The 21,366-nt window shown below is 47.3% G+C and carries 22 protein-coding genes and 1 tRNA gene; 15 read left to right on the top strand and 8 right to left on the bottom strand.

What is annotated here, in order from left to right; genetic code table 11:
* Positions 1–39: 39 nt before the first annotated feature.
* The 8 genes from ubiD to BM331_RS01330 form a co-directional block, all read right to left on the bottom strand.
* The gene (gene ubiD / locus BM331_RS01365) at positions 40–1,503 is read right to left on the bottom strand and encodes a 4-hydroxy-3-polyprenylbenzoate decarboxylase (RefSeq protein WP_074926293.1); all 1,464 of its coding nucleotides are present in this window, start codon (positions 1,501–1,503) and stop codon (positions 40–42) included.
* A gap of 87 nt (positions 1,504–1,590) precedes the next feature.
* A complete protein-coding gene (gene ubiA / locus BM331_RS01360) occupies positions 1,591–2,451 on the bottom strand; it encodes a 4-hydroxybenzoate octaprenyltransferase (RefSeq protein ID WP_074926790.1) in 861 nt (286 codons plus the stop codon).
* A gap of 85 nt (positions 2,452–2,536) precedes the next feature.
* On the bottom strand, positions 2,537–3,073 hold the full coding sequence (locus BM331_RS01355; RefSeq protein ID WP_074926290.1) for a chorismate--pyruvate lyase family protein: 537 nt from the start codon (positions 3,071–3,073) through the stop codon (positions 2,537–2,539).
* Positions 3,074–3,140: 67 nt separating this feature from the next.
* On the bottom strand, positions 3,141–3,509 hold the full coding sequence (locus tag BM331_RS01350) for a response regulator (protein WP_074926788.1): 369 nt from the start codon (positions 3,507–3,509) through the stop codon (positions 3,141–3,143).
* Between the two features lie 193 nt (positions 3,510–3,702).
* Positions 3,703–5,160 (bottom strand): TrkH family potassium uptake protein, encoded by a 1,458-nt coding sequence (locus tag BM331_RS01345; protein WP_371265315.1) that lies wholly within the window; start codon positions 5,158–5,160, stop codon positions 3,703–3,705.
* Between the two features lie 23 nt (positions 5,161–5,183).
* On the bottom strand, positions 5,184–6,632 hold the full coding sequence (gene trkA / locus BM331_RS01340) for a Trk system potassium transporter TrkA (RefSeq protein ID WP_074926284.1): 1,449 nt from the start codon (positions 6,630–6,632) through the stop codon (positions 5,184–5,186).
* A 261-nt stretch (positions 6,633–6,893) separates the two neighbouring features.
* Complete coding sequence (locus BM331_RS01335; RefSeq protein ID WP_074926281.1) at positions 6,894–8,168, bottom strand: YfiM family lipoprotein; 1,275 nt, start codon at positions 8,166–8,168, stop codon at positions 6,894–6,896.
* Between the two features lie 132 nt (positions 8,169–8,300).
* Positions 8,301–8,861 carry a Slp family lipoprotein gene (locus BM331_RS01330; RefSeq protein WP_074926277.1) on the bottom strand — a complete coding sequence of 187 codons (561 nt, stop codon included), beginning with the start codon at positions 8,859–8,861 and terminating at the stop codon, positions 8,301–8,303.
* Positions 8,862–9,119: 258 nt separating this feature from the next.
* On the opposite strand from BM331_RS01330, the gene minC reads away from it, so the two are divergent.
* The 15 genes from minC (at position 9,120) to asd (ending at position 21,293) form a co-directional block, all read left to right on the top strand.
* On the top strand, positions 9,120–9,845 hold the full coding sequence (gene minC / locus BM331_RS01325; RefSeq protein ID WP_074926272.1) for a septum site-determining protein MinC: 726 nt from the start codon (positions 9,120–9,122) through the stop codon (positions 9,843–9,845).
* 25 nt (positions 9,846–9,870) lie between these two features.
* Entirely contained in the window at positions 9,871–10,680 is an 810-nt protein-coding gene (gene minD, locus BM331_RS01320; RefSeq protein ID WP_011634211.1) for a septum site-determining protein MinD, read from the top strand.
* Complete coding sequence (gene minE, locus BM331_RS01315) at positions 10,680–10,976, top strand: cell division topological specificity factor MinE (protein ID WP_011634212.1); 297 nt, start codon at positions 10,680–10,682, stop codon at positions 10,974–10,976. Before minD ends, minE begins: the two co-directional genes overlap by 1 nt.
* A 131-nt stretch (positions 10,977–11,107) precedes the next feature.
* Positions 11,108–11,719, top strand: coding sequence for a lipoprotein insertase outer membrane protein LolB (gene lolB / locus BM331_RS01310; RefSeq protein ID WP_256214761.1), 612 nt, complete (start codon positions 11,108–11,110; stop codon positions 11,717–11,719).
* A gap of 24 nt (positions 11,720–11,743) precedes the next feature.
* The gene (gene ispE / locus BM331_RS01305; protein WP_074926267.1) at positions 11,744–12,580 is read left to right on the top strand and encodes a 4-(cytidine 5'-diphospho)-2-C-methyl-D-erythritol kinase; all 837 of its coding nucleotides are present in this window, start codon (positions 11,744–11,746) and stop codon (positions 12,578–12,580) included.
* Positions 12,581–12,588: 8 nt separating this feature from the next.
* A tRNA-Gln gene (locus tag BM331_RS01300) sits at positions 12,589–12,663 on the top strand.
* A gap of 92 nt (positions 12,664–12,755) precedes the next feature.
* Positions 12,756–13,706, top strand: coding sequence for a ribose-phosphate pyrophosphokinase (locus BM331_RS01295; RefSeq protein WP_074926264.1), 951 nt, complete (start codon positions 12,756–12,758; stop codon positions 13,704–13,706).
* A gap of 53 nt (positions 13,707–13,759) precedes the next feature.
* Positions 13,760–14,368 carry a 50S ribosomal protein L25/general stress protein Ctc gene (locus tag BM331_RS01290; RefSeq protein ID WP_074926258.1) on the top strand — a complete coding sequence of 203 codons (609 nt, stop codon included), beginning with the start codon at positions 13,760–13,762 and terminating at the stop codon, positions 14,366–14,368.
* A gap of 112 nt (positions 14,369–14,480) precedes the next feature.
* A complete protein-coding gene (gene pth / locus BM331_RS01285; protein WP_074926255.1) occupies positions 14,481–15,068 on the top strand; it encodes an aminoacyl-tRNA hydrolase in 588 nt (195 codons plus the stop codon).
* A 54-nt stretch (positions 15,069–15,122) separates the two neighbouring features.
* Complete coding sequence (ychF, locus tag BM331_RS01280; protein WP_074926253.1) at positions 15,123–16,214, top strand: redox-regulated ATPase YchF; 1,092 nt, start codon at positions 15,123–15,125, stop codon at positions 16,212–16,214.
* 511 nt (positions 16,215–16,725) lie between these two features.
* Positions 16,726–18,138, top strand: coding sequence for a 3-isopropylmalate dehydratase large subunit (gene leuC / locus BM331_RS01275; protein ID WP_074926250.1), 1,413 nt, complete (start codon positions 16,726–16,728; stop codon positions 18,136–18,138).
* A 32-nt stretch (positions 18,139–18,170) separates the two neighbouring features.
* The gene (locus BM331_RS01270) at positions 18,171–18,299 is read left to right on the top strand and encodes an entericidin A/B family lipoprotein (protein WP_074926247.1); all 129 of its coding nucleotides are present in this window, start codon (positions 18,171–18,173) and stop codon (positions 18,297–18,299) included.
* 5 nt (positions 18,300–18,304) lie between these two features.
* Entirely contained in the window at positions 18,305–18,964 is a 660-nt protein-coding gene (leuD, locus tag BM331_RS01265; protein WP_074926245.1) for a 3-isopropylmalate dehydratase small subunit, read from the top strand.
* A 4-nt stretch (positions 18,965–18,968) separates the two neighbouring features.
* Positions 18,969–20,039, top strand: coding sequence for a 3-isopropylmalate dehydrogenase (leuB, locus tag BM331_RS01260; protein ID WP_074926242.1), 1,071 nt, complete (start codon positions 18,969–18,971; stop codon positions 20,037–20,039).
* 129 nt (positions 20,040–20,168) lie between these two features.
* Positions 20,169–21,293: an aspartate-semialdehyde dehydrogenase gene (gene asd, locus BM331_RS01255; protein ID WP_074926239.1), complete on the top strand. Its 1,125-nt coding sequence runs from the start codon at positions 20,169–20,171 to the stop codon at positions 21,291–21,293.
* Positions 21,294–21,366 lie beyond the last annotated feature (73 nt).

Below are 21,366 nucleotides of genomic sequence, written 5' to 3'. Positions count from 1 at the left end.
ATGAAGGGAGCTGTGGTATCCATCTCTACGGCTGAATGGTCAAAATGGCAGTTGCTGCCAGAGGTGATCAATTCTGGCTTTAACGGCTGCATCCATTTCGATAACGCGTCCCCATTCACGGGATGTTTCACTTGGCCATTTGTTGGTGGCATCCAGTCCCATTTTGCTGCCGAGCCCGGATACAGGGCTGGCAAAATCGAGATAATCAATCGGAGTGTTCTCCACAATCAAAGTGTCGCGTACTGGATCAACCCGGGTGGTTATCGCCCAGATGACTTCTTTCCAGTCGCGGATGTTGACATCGTCATCGGTCACGATGATGAACTTGGTATACATGAACTGGCGCAGAAAACTCCAGATGCCGAACATGACACGCTTGGCGTGGCCGGGGTACTGCTTTTTCATACTGACTACGGCGAGCCGGTAAGAACAGCCTTCTGGTGGCAAGTAAAAATCGGTAATCTCGGTAAACTGTTTTTGCAACAATGGTACGAATACTTCATTAAGGGCGACGCCGAGAATGGCCGGTTCATCCGGTGGTTTGCCGGTATAGGTGGAGTGATAAATCGGATCGCGGCGCATGGTGATCCGTTCAATAGTAAATACCGGGAAGGTTTCCTGCTCGTTGTAATAGCCGGTGTGGTCGCCGTAGGGTCCCTCCAATGCCGTTTCATTCGGGTAAATATAGCCTTCCAGCACGATTTCCGCGCTGGCGGGAACTTGCAGATCATGCGTCAGGCATTTGACGATTTCAGTTTTTGCACCACGTAACAAGCCAGCAAACTGGTATTCGCTTAAACTATCAGGAACGGGGGTCACTGCACCGAGAATAGTTGCCGGATCAGCGCCCAGTGCAACTGCAATAGGATAGGGCTCTCCGGGATTGGTTTGGCAAAAATCGCGGTAATCCAGTGCGCCACCGCGATGTGCCAGCCAGCGCATGATTACCTTGTTGGGAGCAATGACCTGTTGCCGATAAATTCCCAGATTTTGTCTGGATTTATGCGGGCCGCGTGTGACTGTAAGTCCCCAGGTGATCAGTGGTGCCACATCGCCCGGCCAGCAGGTTTGGATGGGTAGTTTGCCCAGATCGACATCAGTACCTTCCCACACTATTTCCTGGCAGGGAGCACTGGTCAATTCCCGGGGAGGCATGTTGAGCACCTGCTTCAATACAGGCAGTTTGTCCCATGCATCACGCAGCCCCTTGGGGGGTTCGGGTTCCTTGAGGTAAGCCAGCAGCTTTCCCACTTCACGCAGGGCGGAAACGGATGTCTGGCCCATACCCAGCGCCACTCGCTCCGGTGTGCCAAACAGGTTGCCCAATACTGGAATAGTATGTCCGGCCGGTCGTTCAAACAGCACTGCTGGGCCGGCTTGTTTAAGCAGGCGATCACAGATTTCCGTCATTTCCAGGTGAGGGGAAACTTCGATACCAACACGTTTCAATTCTCCACGAAGCTCAAGCTGTGCGAGAAAATCGCGCAGATCGTTATATTTCATAAAACAGATCCAGTTTTTGTGAATAAGCTAAAGAGAGTACGCTGGTGCAGCATTGGGTCAGATTCCTGGAGGGATTGGTTGATCAACTCAAATCAGTGTATCCAGCAATATGCCCGCGAATATGACTGCTCCAACCCGGTTGTTATGCAAAAATGCTTGGAAACAGTGGGCAGGTTCACGGTTGCGGATCATGGTGTATTGAACGATAACCAAACCCAGTGCCACCAGTAAGGCACCATAAAACCAGATGCCGCGCTGCAGCAATATCCCCGCATAAGTCAGAATACTCAGGAAGGTGATGTGGCACAGTAAGACGCCCACTACATCAAATCGTCCAAATGTAATGGCAGAGGTTTTGATACCAATTTTCAGATCATCCGCCAGATCCACCAGCGCATATTCGGTGTCGTAAGCAATAACCCAGAACAGATTGGCCAATACCAGTAACCACGCCAGCGATGGAACAGTTCCTGTTTGTGCCGCAAATGCCATGGGAATACCAAAACTGAATGCAATCCCCAGGTAGGCTTGCGGCATAGCAAAAAAACGTTTGGTGAACGGATAGGAAGCTGCGAGAAACAGAGCAGGTACGGATAGCTGGATTGTCAGAAGATTGAGTGGCAGAATCAGCAGGAACGCACATAAGCTCAATCCGGCAGCAATCAGCAATGCTTCTCGTGATGTAATAATGCCGGCAGCCAATGGACGGTTACGGGTACGGGATACATGGGGATCAATACGTCGATCGGCAAAATCATTGATGGCGCAGCCGGCAGAGCGCATCAGAATTGTACCCAGCACAAAAATCACCAGAATCATTGGATCCGGCATACCGTCAGCTGCCAGCCATAATCCCCATAAGGTTGGCCATAACAACAACAGGATACCAATGGGTTTATCCAGTCGGGTCAGCCTGACGTATGCAGAAAGTCGTTCACTGAAGGTCATGTTTACAGAAGTCATAAAATCAGATCAGCAAAGTGTCCCGGCCTGTTTGGATTGGCCAGAATAAGATTTTAGGTATTTTACCGGTTTACAGCTCGCGGATTGCAGGCAAAAATACCTCGGTGACGAGTATCGGTTGCTGTAGCAGGATAAATAATGAGCGCCTTGCCCAGAGACTGATCGGACGAATCTGCAGTTGTTTGCAGGCACGCTCGAATAACGGATGATGCGGTTTCAGTTGCTTGAAGGCAAGCGGAGTGCGCTGTATCAGTGGGTTGGTAAACAACATCGTGCCCAATGACCGGTTTCCCAAACGGCTTAAACCGCGCCACGCTCCTCGCAAGTGTTCTTTCTTGACGATTGAATGGGCAAATACAACGGGTGTTTCATTACAGCGCAGATAAACTTCCCGTACCAGCACCTGATTTTGTCTGCGTAGATTCATGACTTCCAGTTCGTCAAGACATGCCGTGGCCAGTGCCTGAAAAACCGGTTCAACACAAAAATGCTCACAATGCGCCTGGAGCAGGCGGGTGAGGGATTCCTGGTGCATCAGCCACCAGCGGAGACTAACGGGAGCGGAAACAGGTACAGGATGCCACGCCAGAGGCGGGTTGGCCTTCATTACGACAAGAATATGGAAAACGAGGAAGCCAGTTGTAACATAAGTCTGTAAAAATAAGAATCCAGGGTCAGGCCGGCACTCGGTTTTTTAATGTATGTTTCCGGACTGTGTCGAGCAGTGCTTCTTTAGTAAACGGCTTGGTAAGGTATTCGTCGGAGCCGACCATTCTGCCGCGTGCTCTGTCGAATAATCCACTTTTACTGGATAGCATGATAACCGGCATGGATTGATATCTGGGGTTTTTCTTGATCAGCATGCAGGCTTGGTAACCATCCAGTCGTGGCATAACAATATCCAGAAAAATGATATCCGGTTGATAATCAATAACCTTGGCCATTGCATCAAATCCATCTGTGGCCAGGATTACTTCACAACCTGAATGCGCAAGAAAAATTTCGGCGCTGCGACGAATGGTGTTGCTGTCATCAACCACCATCACTTTGATACCTGCTAGATCATTTTCTATTTCAATCACAATTTCTCCCTGTTTTCAAGGTCTCTCGCAAGGTTTTCATTTTGTATGCCAGAGCTCGTTTTTGCCCGGCTTTCCTTTTAACTGCAGGCTGATTTTACTTATTATAATAACGCATTATTAGTTGCTTCAATTCGATCTGAATATTCTGTCAGCCTTATTTCCGCCAGAAAGCCGGGGTGAAAACGATCATCAGGGTATAAAATTCCAGCCGGCCCAGGAACATGGCAAAACTGCACAGCCAGATCTGAAAATCATTCAGGGAAGCATAGTTCATGGAAGGACCGATTCTTCCCAGCCCCGTCCCCAGATTATTCAGGCATGCAATCGCAGCCGAGAAAGCGGTAATTTCATCCAGGCCGCTTAGTGTGAGTGCCAGCGTCATCAGCACGATACTGGTCAGATAGACGAATAAAAATGCCAGGATGGCGAAAATAATTTCATTAGTGACGATATTTTTACCAATTTTAACCAGAGAAACTGCACGTGGATGCATGATGACGATCATTTCACGAAAGAACTGCTGAAACAGGATACGTGCGCGGATCATTTTGATACCGCCGCCCGTTGAACCCGAGGATGTGCAAAATCCTGATAAAAACAACATCCAGAGCGGGGCAAAAATTGGCCAGAGTGCGTAATCAGTATTGTTGTAGCCGGTGGTGGTGGCTACGGAGACTACATTAAAAGCTGCATAGCGCAATGCATCCAGCGGGTCAGTATAAATTCCCTTGATCCAGAGAAATGTGGCTATACCAATGCAGCTTATCAACGTGATCAAAATATATAGTTTTGCTTCCGGGTCAGTGCGGTAAGCAGATAAACTTTTGTTATGCCAGACAACGAAGTGTGCTGAAAAGTTGATGCCGGCAATCAGCATGAACACAATAGCAATTATCTCGATTAGCGGCGAATTCCAGTGCCCGTAACTGGCGTCATGCGTGGAAAAACCTCCTAGGCCCAGTGTGCTTAGCGCATGGGTAATCGCATCGAACGGAGTCATTCCGGCCAGCCAGTAGGCGATGGCACAGGCGGCAGTCAGGGCAACGTAGATTAGCCATAATCGCTTGGCAGTTTCCGCAATCCGGGGTGTCAATCTGGATTCCTTGATCGGTCCGGGAACTTCCGCGCTGAGCAGCTGCCGCCCACCGACGCCGAGCATGGGTAAAATGGCTACCGCCAATACGATCAGTCCCATGCCACCTATCCAGACCATGAGACAGCGCCACAGGTTGATAGCGTATGGAAATTCATCGAGTCCCGTCAGTACGGTTGCGCCGGTTGAAGTCAGGCCGGACGCGGCTTCAAAATATGATTTGGCGATACCGAGTTCTGGGAAATAGAAGTACAAAGGCAACATGCCGAACACGGGTAGTGACAGCCAGACCAGCACAACTAGCAAGAATCCATCCCGGATCTGCAGCTCGCGTTTAAACTGATTTGTCAGTAGCCATATTATTGCGCCACATCCCAGCGTAGTTAATAAAGCTTCGAGAAAGACGGGCAATGATCCATCTTCCATCCAATAGGCAACGCCGCAGGGAATCAGCAAGACCAGCCCGAACATGAGTATGACCCTGCCCAGGATATTGGCTACCGCAAGGAAGTGATTCACAAGAAATGTTCCATGGTATGTGATTACAGAAATCCAACATTGACCTGAAACAACTTCTCAACCTGTCGCACCATTTTTTTATTTACGACAAATAGAATGACGTGATCATCCTGTTCAATTATCGTATCGTGGTGGGCGATGATCACCGTGGCCTGATTCCATTGATTGGAGAGATTATCTTCCTCGGTTTCGGATAATTTTTGGCGATAAATGTCTCCAGCTGGCAACCCGCGCACGATGGCGCCAATGGTGGTTCCTCTGGGTAATTTAATTTCTCCGATTTTGCGGCCAACCACCCGGGAAGAACTGGCATCGCCGTGAGCTACCAGCTCCAACGCTTCCGCTGCGCCGCGCCGCAGGCTATGCACCACCGCCACGTCACCCTGGCGAACGTAAGCCAGCAGTGAACCAATGGTGACCTGTGCAGGTGAAATAGCGATATCAATTCCGCTGCCTTGCATCAAATCTACATAGATACTGCGATTGATCAGCGCAATTACCTTGCGTGCTCCTTTGCGTTTGGCCATCAGGGCGGCCATGATATTGTTTTCCTCGCTATCGGTCAGCGCGCAGAAAATATCCATTTCGCTGATATTTTCACTTTCCAGCAGTTCTTCGTCGGTAACATCACCGTGCAGAATCAGTACGTTGTGCAGACTTTGAGTCAGTGATTCACATACTTTGATATCCCGTTCGATAATCCGTACCTGATGGGACTGTTGCAATACTTCAGCCAGACGTTGACCGATTCTGCCACCGCCGGCAATCATTACCCGCCTGACGGGTTTGTCCATACGACGTAATTCGCTCATGACAGCCCGGATGTCATGAGAAGAGGCTATGAAGAATACTTCATCTCCTTCTTCAACGATGGTGCCTCCCTCGGGAATAATCGGATGATTATGACGAAAAATTGCTGCGACGCGAGTTTCCAGATTTGGAACATGCTGGCGTAGTTCTTTCAGATGACGCCCGATCAGCGATCCTCCGCGAACAGCCTTTACCGCGACCAGACTGACTTTACCGGAGGCAAAATCCAATACTTGCAATGCGCCCGGGAATTCGATCAGTTTCTCTATGTATTGGGTCAGGATTCGTTCCGGACAAATTGCAAAATCGACGCAAAAATTTTCCTTCGAGAATATATCCGGGTGATCCAAATAATCGGCGGTACGGATGCGGGCTATCCGGGTGGGTGTATTAAATAGGCTGGCAGCCAGCTTGCATGCAACCAGGTTAGTTTCATCACTGCCGGTGAGTGCCAGCATCATGTCTGCATCTTCCATGCCGGCCTGGATCATGACATCCGGGTGAGAGGCGCAACCGACAACGGTGCGTAAATCCAGTCGCTCCTGCAGTGGGGTGAGGCTGCCCCGTGCTTGATCAATAACGGTTATATCATTGGATTCGCTGACCAGGCTTTCTGCCACGGTTGACCCGACTCGACCTGCTCCCAGGATAACAATTTTCACTAGAGATGCCCGCTTTCACAAGTCGACAACATTTGATACTGCCTGTGTTTCGGCTCATGGTGGATCATGGAGGGGAAGATTGTATGATTGGTGAGTAAGAACTGCGTCATGTTATATCATCCCCACCCCAAATCCAAGGAAGGGAAGAGCCGGGGTTACGTATGACACAAAGACAGAGATGCTATATTTTATCTTTTTCGGTAGCGATATGGTCTGGCTGGTGTCATTTTTTGCAGATATCAAAAAAATGATTGTCAGAATTCAGTAATGCAACCATTTTAGGGAAGCAACACGCCGTTCAATCTCATCCATAACTTTGTGATATCTGGGATCGTTGATGGCTCCAAAGCGGGCTTTAAAAGTACTTTCAGACATATGTTCAGGCAGGTCGGACCACTGGGGAATAAGATCGGTATCATGAATTCCGGACAGAATTATATTGCGCATTCTGCGTGCAGAATCCTGATTGGCCATGGCTTTTTCAGCAAAGCGGGTACCGGAGCGATCTGCAATGAGATCGTTAAAAGAGAATCCACTGCCGGAATGCGCGTCTTCCAGTTCCTTGTATAAACCAATTGCGTTGGACAGTATCGTGTCCGAATAGGCGGTAATGACAGCAGAAGCCATGAAGTGCATGGCAAGATCGCTACGCCCATCCAGTGTGATGTTGATTTTGACCGGATTCGGCCAATTGGCGGCTTCCGGAATAATCAACTTGAACGGGACATGTATGGCATGGAATGCTGTTACCAGTATTGCAGCCCGAAATTCCTCCAGCACGTTTTCATGTGGTGTATGCCGGACAGTTTCCCGCATGATGAGTGTCAGTATTTCAGACAATGGGACCGGTTGTGAAACCTGTTGGTGGCTTTTTTCGTTGAGAAAAAGGTGATAGTGCAGCAATCTGTCCAGCGCTTGTTGATCAAAAAAAGGGAGATTGATCAATGAATGATTGGCATCGTTAATACCCCATCCCTTCCAGTAATAGGTGATGATTACCTCGTTGCGGGAAAACCGCAGTTTTCTGAAGGCATCTACTCCGGCGCGTATGTCGGGGTTAGTGATTTGCAGCCATGCCAGAAATTTTTCAAACAGCAGGTTGGCGAGTGTGCCCGGGATATATAGATTTCCGATCTTTATCGAGCTAAATTCAGGAAGGCCGTTTGTTTCAGTCAACGTGGCCTGCAGGTTTAAATAACCATCCATTATTTCTGGTGGGATTGGCAGGCTTAATTGAACCTGCGCTGTTTTGTCATGCACCATGATTTGCGCATGCCCTTGTCCGAGATGGTATGTCAGATAGTTCAATGCATTATCAATATCATCCGGCAGGATTCTGATTGTGGCGGATGTGCCAGGAAGTACCTGGTAGCGATGGGTATCGAGAATGTTTTTCGCGCGTGCAATTTGTTCCGGTGTGATGGAGATTTCTCTTGCTATCTTCGGCTGGTTATCGACAGCCAGGTAAGTGGCTCCTGCGAGGATGGTAATAAGAACCAGCAAGCTGATCCCTGTCAGATTGAGTAATTTCCGCATACAGATTAATGTGACTTTATATCAGGCTGAATGCAATCCGGTTACCATCCGGTGATTAGTCTTTGTCATTACTGGCCTGATACGGCTTATATTGATGCTCACCATCATGAATGGAGCAGGAATGGCTGTGTATTACCACCATAATCTGTAGGGTCTGTAATAGCCGTTGTAGAAAGAGGGATACCCATAGTAGCCGGGATAAGGTCCATAACGGTATCTGCTGTTCCAGTACATATTATCTTCCCGATAGGCTTGCGGCCAGAGATGAATGGCTTTGGCTGTAATGAGCGGGATATGGATGGTTTTGTTTCCAACTGTACGTTCAACATTCCCTTTTACTGATCCGGTAACAGTCACTTCTGTCCCTTTGGTAAAAATTGCCGGATCCAGGAATTCACTGGTTTCGACAGCGAAGCGTCCTTCTCCAGATTTGTCGGTTTGTGGGTATCCGTTACGATCAAGCGGATAAAAAAGTATCTGCATCAAGCTGGAATTAGCTTCGTTTTCCACTTCAATAACTGTACCTCCCCAGCGTACCGAGGCATCCTTATAAGAATCGACATTCTGGTTAATCAGATGATAGGGTGTATTTACTGCTGGGAAGTTTCTGATTTCCGGCGGCATGCTGGTGCATGCACTAAGCAAGAACGCGCTGCAAAACAACAGGAGGTGAGGCAGGGCTCGGGGTTTCATATTTTCCTCGATTAATGAGTAATAAACCTCAATTTAGACAGGCTCTCTGTAGCAAGATTCGTATCACTATCTTTTAAGTTGTATTGTTTTGTTCAGGCTGTAATCAATTTTCCAGATATCTGATCAAACCAGTTTATTCCGTTTGATTGAAAGGTATAATAATATTTTTATATCCGGCTCAGGTTATCTTGCACAATTCCATTTTTCACATGTTTTTGCATCATAGCCGGTTCTGTACGCAGCTGAGGAATTGCTGATATGAATCAGTCTTCCATCCTGGACTTTAGGAGCGGCACCTCTTTTGCGCCAATCCTGATTCTCTACAGCAATGATATGGAAATGATCAGCCAGCGATTGCAGGAGAAAATTGCGAGCGCTCCCGACTTTTTCAGAAATTCTCCCGTGTTATTTGATTTAAGCGAACTCAACGAAAATGACATGGAAATTGATGTCGCAGCACTGATATCACGCCTTCGCCAATTGAGTCTGTTTCCTGTCGGGATCAGGGGTGGAGATCCGCTGCAGGAAAAGCAGGCATTGGCGTTGGCTGTCCCGGTTGATTCCGGCCGTAGCCGTGGTGACCCCATTTTGCCTGAAATACAAAAAAGAGACGATGCTGTTCCTGAATTCCAGGCCGTGATCAGGGATGCAGTTCGTACTCCGGCGATGATGATTACCCAGCCAGTGCGTTCAGGTCAGCGTGTCTACGCTGCCAGTGATCTGGTAATTCTGGCTCAGGTCAGCGCCGGTGCAGAAATCATGGCCGAGGGCAATATCCATATTTACAACACGTTAAGAGGACGTGCTTTGGCTGGTGTGCAGGGAGATATTGAGGCAAGACTTTTTTGCCTGGATCTACAGGCGGAGCTGGTTTCGATTGCGGGCATTTATAAGACCAGCGAAGATTTGAAGGAAATTTCCAGGAAGAAGCCGGTACAGGTTTATTTGCAGGATCAGGCATTAATTATCGAAGAATTAAGCTAAAAATATTTCTGAGAAGGAGATTCAATTGGCAAGAATCATTGTTGTAACATCTGGGAAGGGGGGGGTTGGCAAAACCACAACCAGTGCTGCTATTGCCATGGGGTTGGCGAAAAGAGGGCATAAAACTGCTGTCATTGATTTTGATGTCGGCCTGCGTAACCTGGATTTAATTATGGGGTGCGAACGCCGCGTGGTATACGACTTTGTCAATGTCATTAATGGTGAGGCAAATCTTAATCAGGCATTAATCCGGGACAAGAACTGCAATCAGCTTTATATTCTTCCTGCATCACAGACACGTGATAAGGATGCACTGAATCTGGAAGGAGTGGGCAGGGTATTGGAAGAGCTCTCCAAGGACTTTAAATATATTGTTTGCGATTCGCCCGCAGGTATCGAAAAAGGTGCCTATCTGGCCATGTATTATGCGGATGATGCATTTGTCGTAACTAATCCGGAAGTTTCATCCGTAAGGGACTCGGATCGCATGTTGGGAATACTGGCGAGCAAATCGCGCCGGGCTGAGTTGAACATGGAACCAATCAAGGAATACCTGCTGCTGTCACGTTATGATTCGGACAGGGTTGAATCGGGTGAAATGCTGAGTCTGGAAGATGTGCAGGAGATTTTGTCATTGCACTTGCTTGGTGTTATTCCGGAGTCCAAGTCGGTATTGAATGCATCAAACTCGGGAATCCCTGTGATTCTGGATGAAAAAAGCGATGCTGGCCAGGCTTATGCAGATGTGGTGGCGCGTTATCTTGGTGAAAAAAAGCCCCTTCGTTTTATCGATAGCAAGAAAGGGTTTTTCAGAAAGCTGTTTGGAGGTAAATAATGAGCTTACTGGATTATTTTAAATCGTCTAAATCTAAAACAGCTTCGGTTGCCAAGGAAAGGTTGCAGATCCTTGTCGCTCATGAGCGCTATTACCGTAATAAGCCATCCTATCTGCCGCAGTTGCAGGAAGAACTGATGCAGGTTATCCGGAAATATGTACAGGTAGATCAAGATGCCATCTCTGTAAAATTTGAACAGGATGACAATCAGGAAACGCTGGAGCTGAATATTACTCTGCCGGATACGCAAAATCCCCGGAATACTCAACAGGATATGATCCGGAATGCGCTTTAGATTACTAAAATTCGTCAGGAATTTTTTGCAGGGGGCTGGCTGCCAGATCTCCTGAGATGATTTGTGTTGTGTTTTTCTGCTTTTCCGGTTTGAGTGCCAGTAGAGCTGGATGTGGGAAGTGGATTCTGGGTGTGATTCTGATTTTGGCTGGATGTGCCGGGTCTGAAACTCACCGTGCTGAGGTAATAACAGTTGTTATTCAGCCTGTGCATGAACAGATTGATACTTCAGGAAAGCCCTTTGTGCTTACTGGCAGGTTGGTAGTGAATGCCAGGCAGCAGAAATTTTCGGGCGGAATACGCTGGCGGCATACCAGACAGCGCGATGAGATTTATTTATTTTCTCCTCTTGGACAAGTTGTTGCAGAAATTCTCCGGGATCAGGCGGGGGTTCGCTTGACAACTTCCGAGCCAGCTATTTATCAGGCGCAAAGCGCAGAATATCTTACCAGCCAGGTATTGGGTTGGGAGTTGCCGCTTGCTGGTTTGCAATTCTGGGTACGCGGAGAACATTTTCCGGGCACCGTTGCTGAAAAGGATCTGAATAGGAATAATCGCACTGTGGCAATTCGCCAGGATGGATGGAATATCGTCTATCAGAGTTACTACCCGGAACAACTAACTGTCCCGGCTTTGCCCAGGTTGTTGGAATTCAGTCGACTGGATGTAAAGATGAAGCTGATCGTTGATCAATGGGAGAGAGAGGCAAAGGGCGTTGTCGGAGTGGACAGGAAACTGCCGTAACGGTTTTTGATTCTCATATAGGGTATGAACACGTTTCCAGCGCCAGCTAAACTTAATCTGTTTTTGCATGTAATCGGACGGCGGGATGACGGTTACCATCTGCTGCAGACAGTTTTCCGTTTTATCGGCTATTCAGATCAACTGAGCTTTAATATCACCAATGATGGCGTTATCAGACACTTGAATCTGGTTCCAGGCCTGACAGATACGGATGATCTATGTGTTCGGGCGGCAAAATTGCTGCAGAAAAGATCCGATAAAGAAATGCTGGGGGTTGGAATTCACCTGAGTAAGAATATTCCGCTTGGAGGAGGATTGGGTGGGGGAAGCTCCGACGCTGCCACAACATTAATCGCTCTGAACAGGCTGTGGGAGATTAACTGGGGACGAGAACGTTTAATGGCACTAGGCCTGGAATTGGGCGCTGATGTTCCGATATTTATCTATGGCAAGAACGCATTTGCTGAAGGAGTTGGTGAAAAATTGGAGGTGATTGACTTGCCACCCGCATGGTATGTTGTTCTGACGCCCCCAGTTCAGATTCCCACGGCGGCAGTTTTCGCCAGCAAGGAGTTGACACGAAACACGATTCCCATCAAAATAGCGGCCTTTTCCATGGCGCAGGGGCATAATGATCTTGAACCTGTCGCAATGCGTTTGCAGCCTGTTATCGCCGAATGGCTGGATTGGTTAAAAGGGCGACATGGATCAACAAAAGTGGCAATGAGCGGTTCCGGATCATGTGTATTTGCAGAGTTTCCTTCCGAATCTGCGGCGCGAGAGGCACTCAGAGAGTTGCCTGATGGCATGAGTGGTTTTATCGCACCAGGGCTTGCAAGACATCCTTTGTCGGATTTTTAGAATGTTTTTGGGGAGTCGCCAAGTGGTAAGGCACCGGATTTTGATTCCGGCATTCGTAGGTTCGATCCCTACCTCCCCAGCCAAATCTCAGTGAATCTGCCAGTACTATGTCAATTGTTGTATCAATGGCCGAATCTGTCTGTGTCATCTTTTAAACCAGAAGTAAAAGTTACCTATGTCCTATGACAGCCTGATGGTCTTTACCGGAACGGCCAATCCCAAGCTGGCGCATGATGTGGTCAAATACCTGAATATCAATTTAGGGCGTGCGACTGTAGGGCGCTTCAGTGATGGTGAAGTCATGGTGGAGATACTTGAAAACGTCAGAGGTAACGATGTTTTTGTATTGCAATCCACCTGTACACCAACCAACGACAGCCTAATGGAAATTCTGGTGATTGTTGATGCACTAAAACGCGCATCGGCCAGCCGCGTTACCGCAGCGATTCCCTATTTTGGTTATGCACGGCAAGACAGGAGAACTCGTTCTGCACGAGTACCTATTACAGCTAAAGTCGTGGCAAATATGTTGACTAGCGTCGGTGTCGACAGAGTATTGACCATGGATTTGCATTCTGATCAGATTCAGGGTTTTTTCGATATTCCTGTGGATAATATTTATGGCACACCTACGCTGTTGGGAGACATCTGGAAACATGACTATCAGAACCTGATCGTGGTATCTCCTGATGTGGGGGGTGTTGTCAGGGCTCGTCATATGGCTAAGCGTCTGGAATGTGATCTGGCTATTATTGACAAGCGGCGCCCCAAACCAAATGAGTCCAAGGTCATGAACATTATCGGCGATGTCAGAGAGCGTACCTGTGTAATTATTGACGACATGGTGGATACAGCAAACACATTATGTGAAGCAGCTTCGGCACTTAAACGGGAAGGTGCGGCCAGCGTGATTGCTTATTCAACCCATGCAGTTTTATCAGGCAAGGCGGTAGAGCGTGTACAGAATTCTGATCTGGATAAGCTGGTGGTAACAGATACAATCCCTTTGAGAGAAGATGCCAGCAAATGTAACCGTATACAGCAGTTAAGTGTGGCCAGTTTACTGGGCGAATCCATGCTTAGGGTAAGTAATGAAAGTTCACTGAGTTCGTTGTTTATAGAATAAGATAATTTTGTGGCCCGCTCACAGATATGATGGGCTGTTTTCAGGAGAATGGAATGCCAATTGAAATAAGTGCTAACAGTCGTAATTTATATGGAACCGGTGCAAATCGCCGTCTGCGTATCCAGGGCAGGTTACCGGGTGTCATCTACGGGGGAGGAGGTACTGCGCAACCGATAGATCTTGATCACAAGGATCTGTACTATAAACTGAAAACAGATGCTTTTCATGCATCGATACTTTCGATTGACGTAGATGGGAAAAAGGAACAGGTACTTTTGCGTGATGTGCAAATGCATCCGTTCAAGCAGCAGGTGCTGCACATTGATTTTCAGCGGATTAGACAGGATCAGAAAATACATGTGAAAGTACCGCTACATTTCATCAATGCTGATATTGCACCTGGGGTCAAATTGTCGGGTGGAATGATCAGTCATGTAGCGACTGAAGTTGAAATATCCTGTTTGCCAAAAGATTTACCTGAGTCTATTACGGTGGATTTGTCGGAAATGACAGCCGGTAGCACGCTACACACGAGCGATTTGAAATTGCCAGAAAATGTTGAAATACCAGCCCTGTTGAGGGGTGATAATCAGCCGATTTCCACTCTTATTATGCCGCGTGGCGGAGAATCTGCGGATGAGTCCGGCGAAGAATCTGCCTGATTTATCTGATGTACGCCAGAGAATATTTCTCTGGCGTGATTCTTGGTGTTCTGAAGTTTACTTCATTTTTTATTAAATATTAAATCGTCTGTTGTCGGGATTGTACTGAGTTATGGAACTACCCATAAGGCTGGTGGTCGGCCTTGGCAACCCTGGCGATAAATATACCTCAACCCGCCATAATATCGGTTTTGACTGGCTGGATCGTTTGGCTGACGCGCGGCGAGTTTCTTTTGCACTGGATATCCGCTTTAGAGGGCTGTGCGCGCGCATTGTTCAATCCGATACAGATATCTGGTTACTCAAGCCGCAAACCTACATGAATGCCAGCGGTATGTCGGTGGGAGCCATGTGCCGCTACTATAAGATAACACCCGGGCAGATACTGGTTATCCACGATGAACTGGATTTGCAACCCGGTATTATCAAGCTGAAATCTGGTGGTGGAACCGGGGGGCATAATGGCCTTAAAAGTATCGTTGCTAATCTTTCCAGTCAGGCTTTCTGGCGCTTACGGATTGGCGTGGGACATCCAGGGGACAGAAGTCAGGTAGTGGATTATGTGCTGCACCTCCCGCGCAGAGAAGAAGCGGCACTGATTGACGAGGCAATAGATCACAGCATGCAGGTGTGGCCACTAATCGCCCGGGGGGATTTTGCAGCAGCCATGCAGCAATTGCATACCCGACAGGAAAACTAACAAAACAAGAAGCGTACTCTACGCAGCATTCAGGAAATTGATGGAAACCGGATTATGAGCTTGAAATGTGGAATTGTTGGTTTGCCTAATGTTGGCAAATCTACCTTGTTTAATGCATTGACCAAAGCGGGCATTGCTGCGGAAAATTACCCGTTCTGCACTATCGAACCCAACATTGGCATAGTTGAGGTGCCTGATTCACGTCTCGCTGAGCTGAGTAAAATCGTCAATCCGCAGCGTGTACAACCTGCTATCGTGGAATTTGTTGATATTGCCGGATTGGTTGCAGGCGCTTCCAGAGGGGAAGGACTGGGCAACCAGTTTCTTGCCAACATCCGTGAAACAGATGCTATTGTTAATGTTGTGCGCTGCTTTGATGATCCGAATGTCGTGCATGTTACGGGGAAAGTCGATCCGCTGGCCGATATTGAAATTATTCTGACCGAACTGGCGTTGGCCGATCTCGCCACCGTGGAGAAAGCCATTGCACGTGATGGTAAAAAAGCGAAATCTGGTGATAAGGAAGCGAGCAAACTGGTTGCAGTGCTTGAAAAACTGGTGTTACACCTTAACCAGGGTCAGCCAGCGCGTACTTTTCTACTTTCAGATGATGAGAGAGAAATCATCAAGTCATTATGTCTGCTGACAATCAAGCCGGCCATGTATGTAGGCAACGTGCTGGAAGATGGTTTCGAAAACAACTCACATCTTGATCAATTACGTGAATATGCAGCAAAAGAAAATGCACCTGTCGTAGTGTTGTGCGCCAAGATCGAAGCTGAGCTAGCTGATCTCGATGAAGCAGATAAAAAGGAATTTCTAGCAGATCTGGGACTGGAAGAGCCCGGCCTCAATCGCCTGATTCGTACTGGTTACGATCTGCTTGGCCTGCAAACGTATTTCACCGCTGGCGTGAAGGAGGTGCGTGCCTGGACCATACACAGGGGAGACACTGCTCCGCAGGCGGCAGGAGCCATCCATACCGACTTTGAAAAGGGCTTCATCCGGGCGCAAACTATTTCCTACGCTGATTTTATTGCTTGTGGCGGCGAAGCTGGCGCGAAGGAAAAAGGTAAAATGCGTGTGGAAGGCAAGGATTACATCGTTCAGGATGGTGATGTGATGCATTTTTTGTTTAACGTCTAACAGACTGGTGAGGTGTATTGCTTCATTCATTAGTTTGTATTTACGCCTTATATATTAAAAAGTTGTATTATTCCCGCTAGCGGTAATCTTGCCCAATACAAGTAGAGCGGTGTTTTGCGCAACATGTGGAATACTTCATTTCCTGCCAGTACCCGATAAAATCGGCGATACCATAATTTTTTCCTGTCCCACACTGCGTTATCGTTATTTATCGACTCTCCAATGAGTTGATGAAACAGCAGGTTGTATTGGATTTGCTTCGTCAGCCGTTGCTTTGCGCGACTGATCGTCCATGCGTGAGCATGGTCAAATATCCCGGATACCCCTATCTTGATTCTATATTTAGCGAACTGATTTGCGCTTGATAGATTCTAAAAGACCCCCATTATCCTTCCGAGAGATATATTGGAAAAAATTACTACCGGGAGATTTTCATTGGCCCGGTAATTTGTTACTCAGACAGGCTTTATGGGATAATTGCGCCCGTAAAAATAGGTAATCATATTGAAAAATGAAAACGTTATACGACAAGCTTTGGGATAGTCATGTGGTTCATGCTGAATCGGATGATCCGAATGGCATGGTGATACTTTACATTGATCGTCACTTGGTACACGAAGTAACCAGCCCTCAGGCTTTTGAAAATTTGAAGCTATCGGGACGTAGGCCGTGGCGTACTGATTCTATCCTGGCGGTAGCGGATCACAATGTCCCCACAACTGACCGGGGCAGTGGCATCAGTGACCCGATATCCCGTTTACAGGTTGAAACACTCAGTCAAAATTGTGAGGAGTTTGCAATTACTGAGTTCAAGATGGATGATGAACGTCAGGGAATTGTGCATGTGATCGGACCGGAACAGGGCGCAACACTACCCGGTATGACTGTTGTCTGTGGGGATTCTCATACCAGTACTCATGGGGCGTTTGCGTGTTTAGCGTTCGGTATTGGCACATCTGAGGTTGAGCATGTTTTGGCGACACAATGTCTGGTTGCCCGGAAATCCAAAGCAATGTTGGTCAAAGTTGAAGGAGATCTGGGTCAGGGTGTAACGGCTAAGGATATCGCATTAGCTATTATCGGTGAAATAGGAACAGCAGGTGGTACAGGACATGCTATCGAGTTTGCTGGTAATGCGATTCGAGCCCTGTCCATGGAAGGCCGGATGACACTTTGCAATATGGCGATCGAGGCAGGTGCACGTGCGGGGATGATTGGGGTAGATGACGTCACGATCAATTATATTAAGGGAAGACCTTTTGCGCCCCGGGAAGATTTATGGGGTCAGGCGGTTGCGTATTGGCGTACATTGAAAAGTGATGAGGATGCTGTTTTTGATCATGTTGTGGAATTAAAGGCAGAGAACATCAAGCCTCAGGTAACTTGGGGAACTTCACCGGAAATGGTAACCACGATTGATGGATATGTGCCCGACCCTACAGATATTAGTGATCCGGTCAAGCGTCATAATATCGAACATGCGCTTGAATATATGGGACTTAAGCCAGGAACACCCATACAGGATATAACACTGGATAAAATATTTATTGGTTCTTGCACCAATTCCCGTATAGAGGATTTGCGTGCAGCAGCAGAAATTGTCAGAGGAAAACGGATTGCCCCTAATATTAAGCTGGCTATGGTGGTTCCTGGTTCTGGCCTGGTCAAATCGATGGCTGAGACAGAGGGGCTGGATAGAATTTTTCAAGCGGCGGGATTTGAATGGCGCGAACCTGGGTGTTCAATGTGTCTGGCGATGAATGATGACAAATTATTGCCTGGGGAGCGCTGCGCTTCGACTTCCAATCGGAACTTTGAGGGGCGACAAGGCCCTGGTGGCCGAACGCACCTGGTTAGCCCGTCCATGGCTGCTGCGGCTGCCATATCTGGTCATTTCGTGGATGTACGCTCTTTTACCCATTAAACAGAGTTTTTTATTTATATAGGAGATTGGTGATGAAAACACTGTTCGCATTATCTTTATTGCTGATAATTACTGCGCAGCTGACTGCTTGTAATACGATGCAAGGACTTGGTAAGGATGTTCAGCGTGGTGGCGAAGCCATTGAAAGAACTGCTAAATAAATGGAATGAAAAAATTTGAACAGCTCCGGGGGATAGTTGCACCGCTGGATCGTGCAAATATTGATACAGATGCGATTATTCCCAAGCAATTTCTGAAATCAATCAAGCGTTCAGGTTTTGGCCAGAACCTGTTCGATGAATGGCGTTATCTTGATTATGGTGAGCCGGGTAAAGATGCTGCATCGCGTCAACTGAATCCAGACTTCATCCTGAACCAATCGCGCTATCAGGGAGCCAGAATTCTTGTCGCACGTGATAATTTTGGCTGTGGATCCAGTAGAGAACACGCTCCTTGGGCTTTGCAGGATTACGGCTTCGCTGTAATTATTGCACCGAGTTTTGCTGATATTTTTTACAACAATTGCTTCAAGATTGGTCTGTTGCCGATTGTGCTGGAGGCGCCCGTTGTTGACAGACTGATCAGGGATGCCCTGACAATGGATGGTTATCAACTGGAAATCAATCTGGAAGCACAAACCGTAACAACTCCATCCGGTGAGGTTTGCTGGTTTGAGGTTGATCATTTCCGTAAACATTGCTTGCTTAACGGGCTGGATGAGATTGGCTTGACTCTGCAACATGCTGACAAAATCAGAAAGTTTGAGATGAATCGAAGAAATGAGCAGCCCTGGCTATTTTTGCAACAAAAAGTAAAGGCAGATTGAGCGTATGAAAATTGCGTTGTTGGCAGGTGATGGTATTGGCCCTGAAATCATGGCACAAGCCGAGCGCGTGCTGCTTTATTTTAAACAGGAAGGATTAAAGATTGAGCTGGAGCCCGGCTTGCTGGGTGGTTGTGCCGTAGATGCTACAGGAGAACCTTTCCCGGAGGCAACACGTAAACTGTCTGTTGAAACCGATGCCATATTGCTTGGAGCTGTGGGCGGAATTCAATACGACAACCTGCCTCGCGAAAAACGACCGGAGCGAGGACTGCTGGCGATTCGTAAGACACTTGGTTTGTTCGCCAATTTACGACCGGTAGTACTCTATCCCGAGCTGGCAAATGCTTCGACTTTGAAACCGGAAATTGTGACCGGGTTAGATATCCTGATTGTCCGTGAATTAACTGGTGATATTTATTTCGGAAAACCGCGAGGTATCGAATACAGAGATGGACAGAAAGTGGGTTTTAATACGATGATTTATTCTGAATCAGAAATCAGGCGTATTGCCCATGTTGCATTTCAGGCAGCACGCAGGAGAAGTGGCAAGTTGTGCTCGGTGGATAAAATGAACGTTCTGGAGTGTACACAATTATGGCGTGATGTAGTAACAGAAACTGCACAATCGTATCCGGATGTTACGCTTTCGCATATGCTGGTGGATAATGCGGCAATGCAACTGGTGCGTAACCCTAAACAATTTGATGTAATCGTTACGGGTAATATGTTTGGCGATATTTTATCAGATGAAGCATCCATGCTAACGGGTTCAATTGGAATGCTTCCATCAGCCTCTCTGGATGACCGAAACAAGGGTCTGTATGAGCCTATTCATGGATCTGCGCCGGATATAGCTGGTAAAAATATTGCCAACCCACTGGCGACTATTTTGTCCGCAGCGATGATGCTGCGTTATTCTTTTAATGAGGGGGCGGCTGCATCACGAATTGAAAGCGCTGTTCAGAAAACACTGAAACAAGGTTATCGCACCGAGGATATTTATGAAACAGGCTTAAAGAAAATAGGCACCGTGGAAATGGGGGATATGGTCCTGGCAAATTTGCAATCCCAGTGATCTTTCATTTCTGTTTATGAACCTGCCTGTTTTACTTTTTTCTTCTGATTTTTGGATAATATGCCGGATATTAAGCTGTTGGGCACGGTGCAATATTAAAATTATTTTGTAAAAGGCTAAGTGAATTACATGAAACGGGTTGGGTTTGTCGGGTGGCGGGGTATGGTGGGTTCCGTGCTTATGCAACGGATGCGCGAGGAAGATGATTTTTCATTAATTGAACCTGTGTTTTTTTCAACCTCCCAGGCCGGTGAGGAAGGTCCGTATATCAGCGGGAATACAGGGCTGCTCAAAGATGCTTATGATATTGCCGCGCTGCAGGAAATGGACATTATAATTTCCTGTCAGGGGGGGGATTATACAAATGATGTTTTTAAGAAACTTCGTGACTCAGGCTGGCAGGGTTATTGGATAGATGCTGCTTCTGCTCTCAGAATGGATGATGATGCCGTCATTATTCTTGATCCTGTCAATCGTTCAGTTATCGATGAAGCGCTAAACAAAGGTGTTAAAAACTATATTGGTGGTAATTGTACGGTCAGCCTGATGTTAATGGCTGTGGGTGGCTTGTTTGATCAGGATATGGTTGACTGGGCGAGCGTTATGACCTACCAGGCAGCATCAGGTGCTGGTGCTCAAAATATGCGTGAGCTGTTGCAGCAGATGGGGGAAACCCACAATGTTGCAAAAGATTTACTGGATGATCCTGCTTCCAGCATCTTGGATATTGATCGTAAAGTTGTTGAAAAAATGCGTAATGAAGAATTTCCCGCTCAGAATTTCGGTGTTCCGCTAGCAGGGAGTCTTATTCCCTGGATTGATCGTGAGGTAGCACACGGACAGAGTCGGGAAGAATGGAAGGGGCAGGCTGAAACCAATAAAATTCTCGGGCATGCCGATCACCCGGTGCCAGTCGATGGAATCTGTGTACGCGTTGGGGCCATGCGCTGCCACAGTCAGGCGCTGACAATCAAACTGAAAAAGGATATTCCTCTGGAAAAAATTGAGGAAGTAATTGCTGCATCCAATGAATGGGTGCGAGTCATCCCTAATGAAAGGGAAGCTACTACCAAAGAACTTACCCCGGTGGCGGTAACCGGAAAATTGGATATACATGTCGGGCGCATACGCAAACTGAATATGGGGAATGAATATCTTTCTGTTTTTACTGTAGGAGATCAGTTATTATGGGGCGCCGCAGAGCCACTGCGCCGGATGTTGCGTATTCTGATCGAAGAAGACAAGGCTGCATAGAATATAAGAATTTCATATTTCTCTCAGTCTCGGACTGTCCTGCTATAGATAAGATGACTTTCGCTCTCTGGTA

It is taken from the genome of Nitrosomonas eutropha, from assembly GCF_900116685.1.
Lineage (GTDB): Bacteria > Pseudomonadota > Gammaproteobacteria > Burkholderiales > Nitrosomonadaceae > Nitrosomonas > Nitrosomonas eutropha_A.
This window is presented reverse-complemented; position numbering and strand designations above follow the sequence as displayed.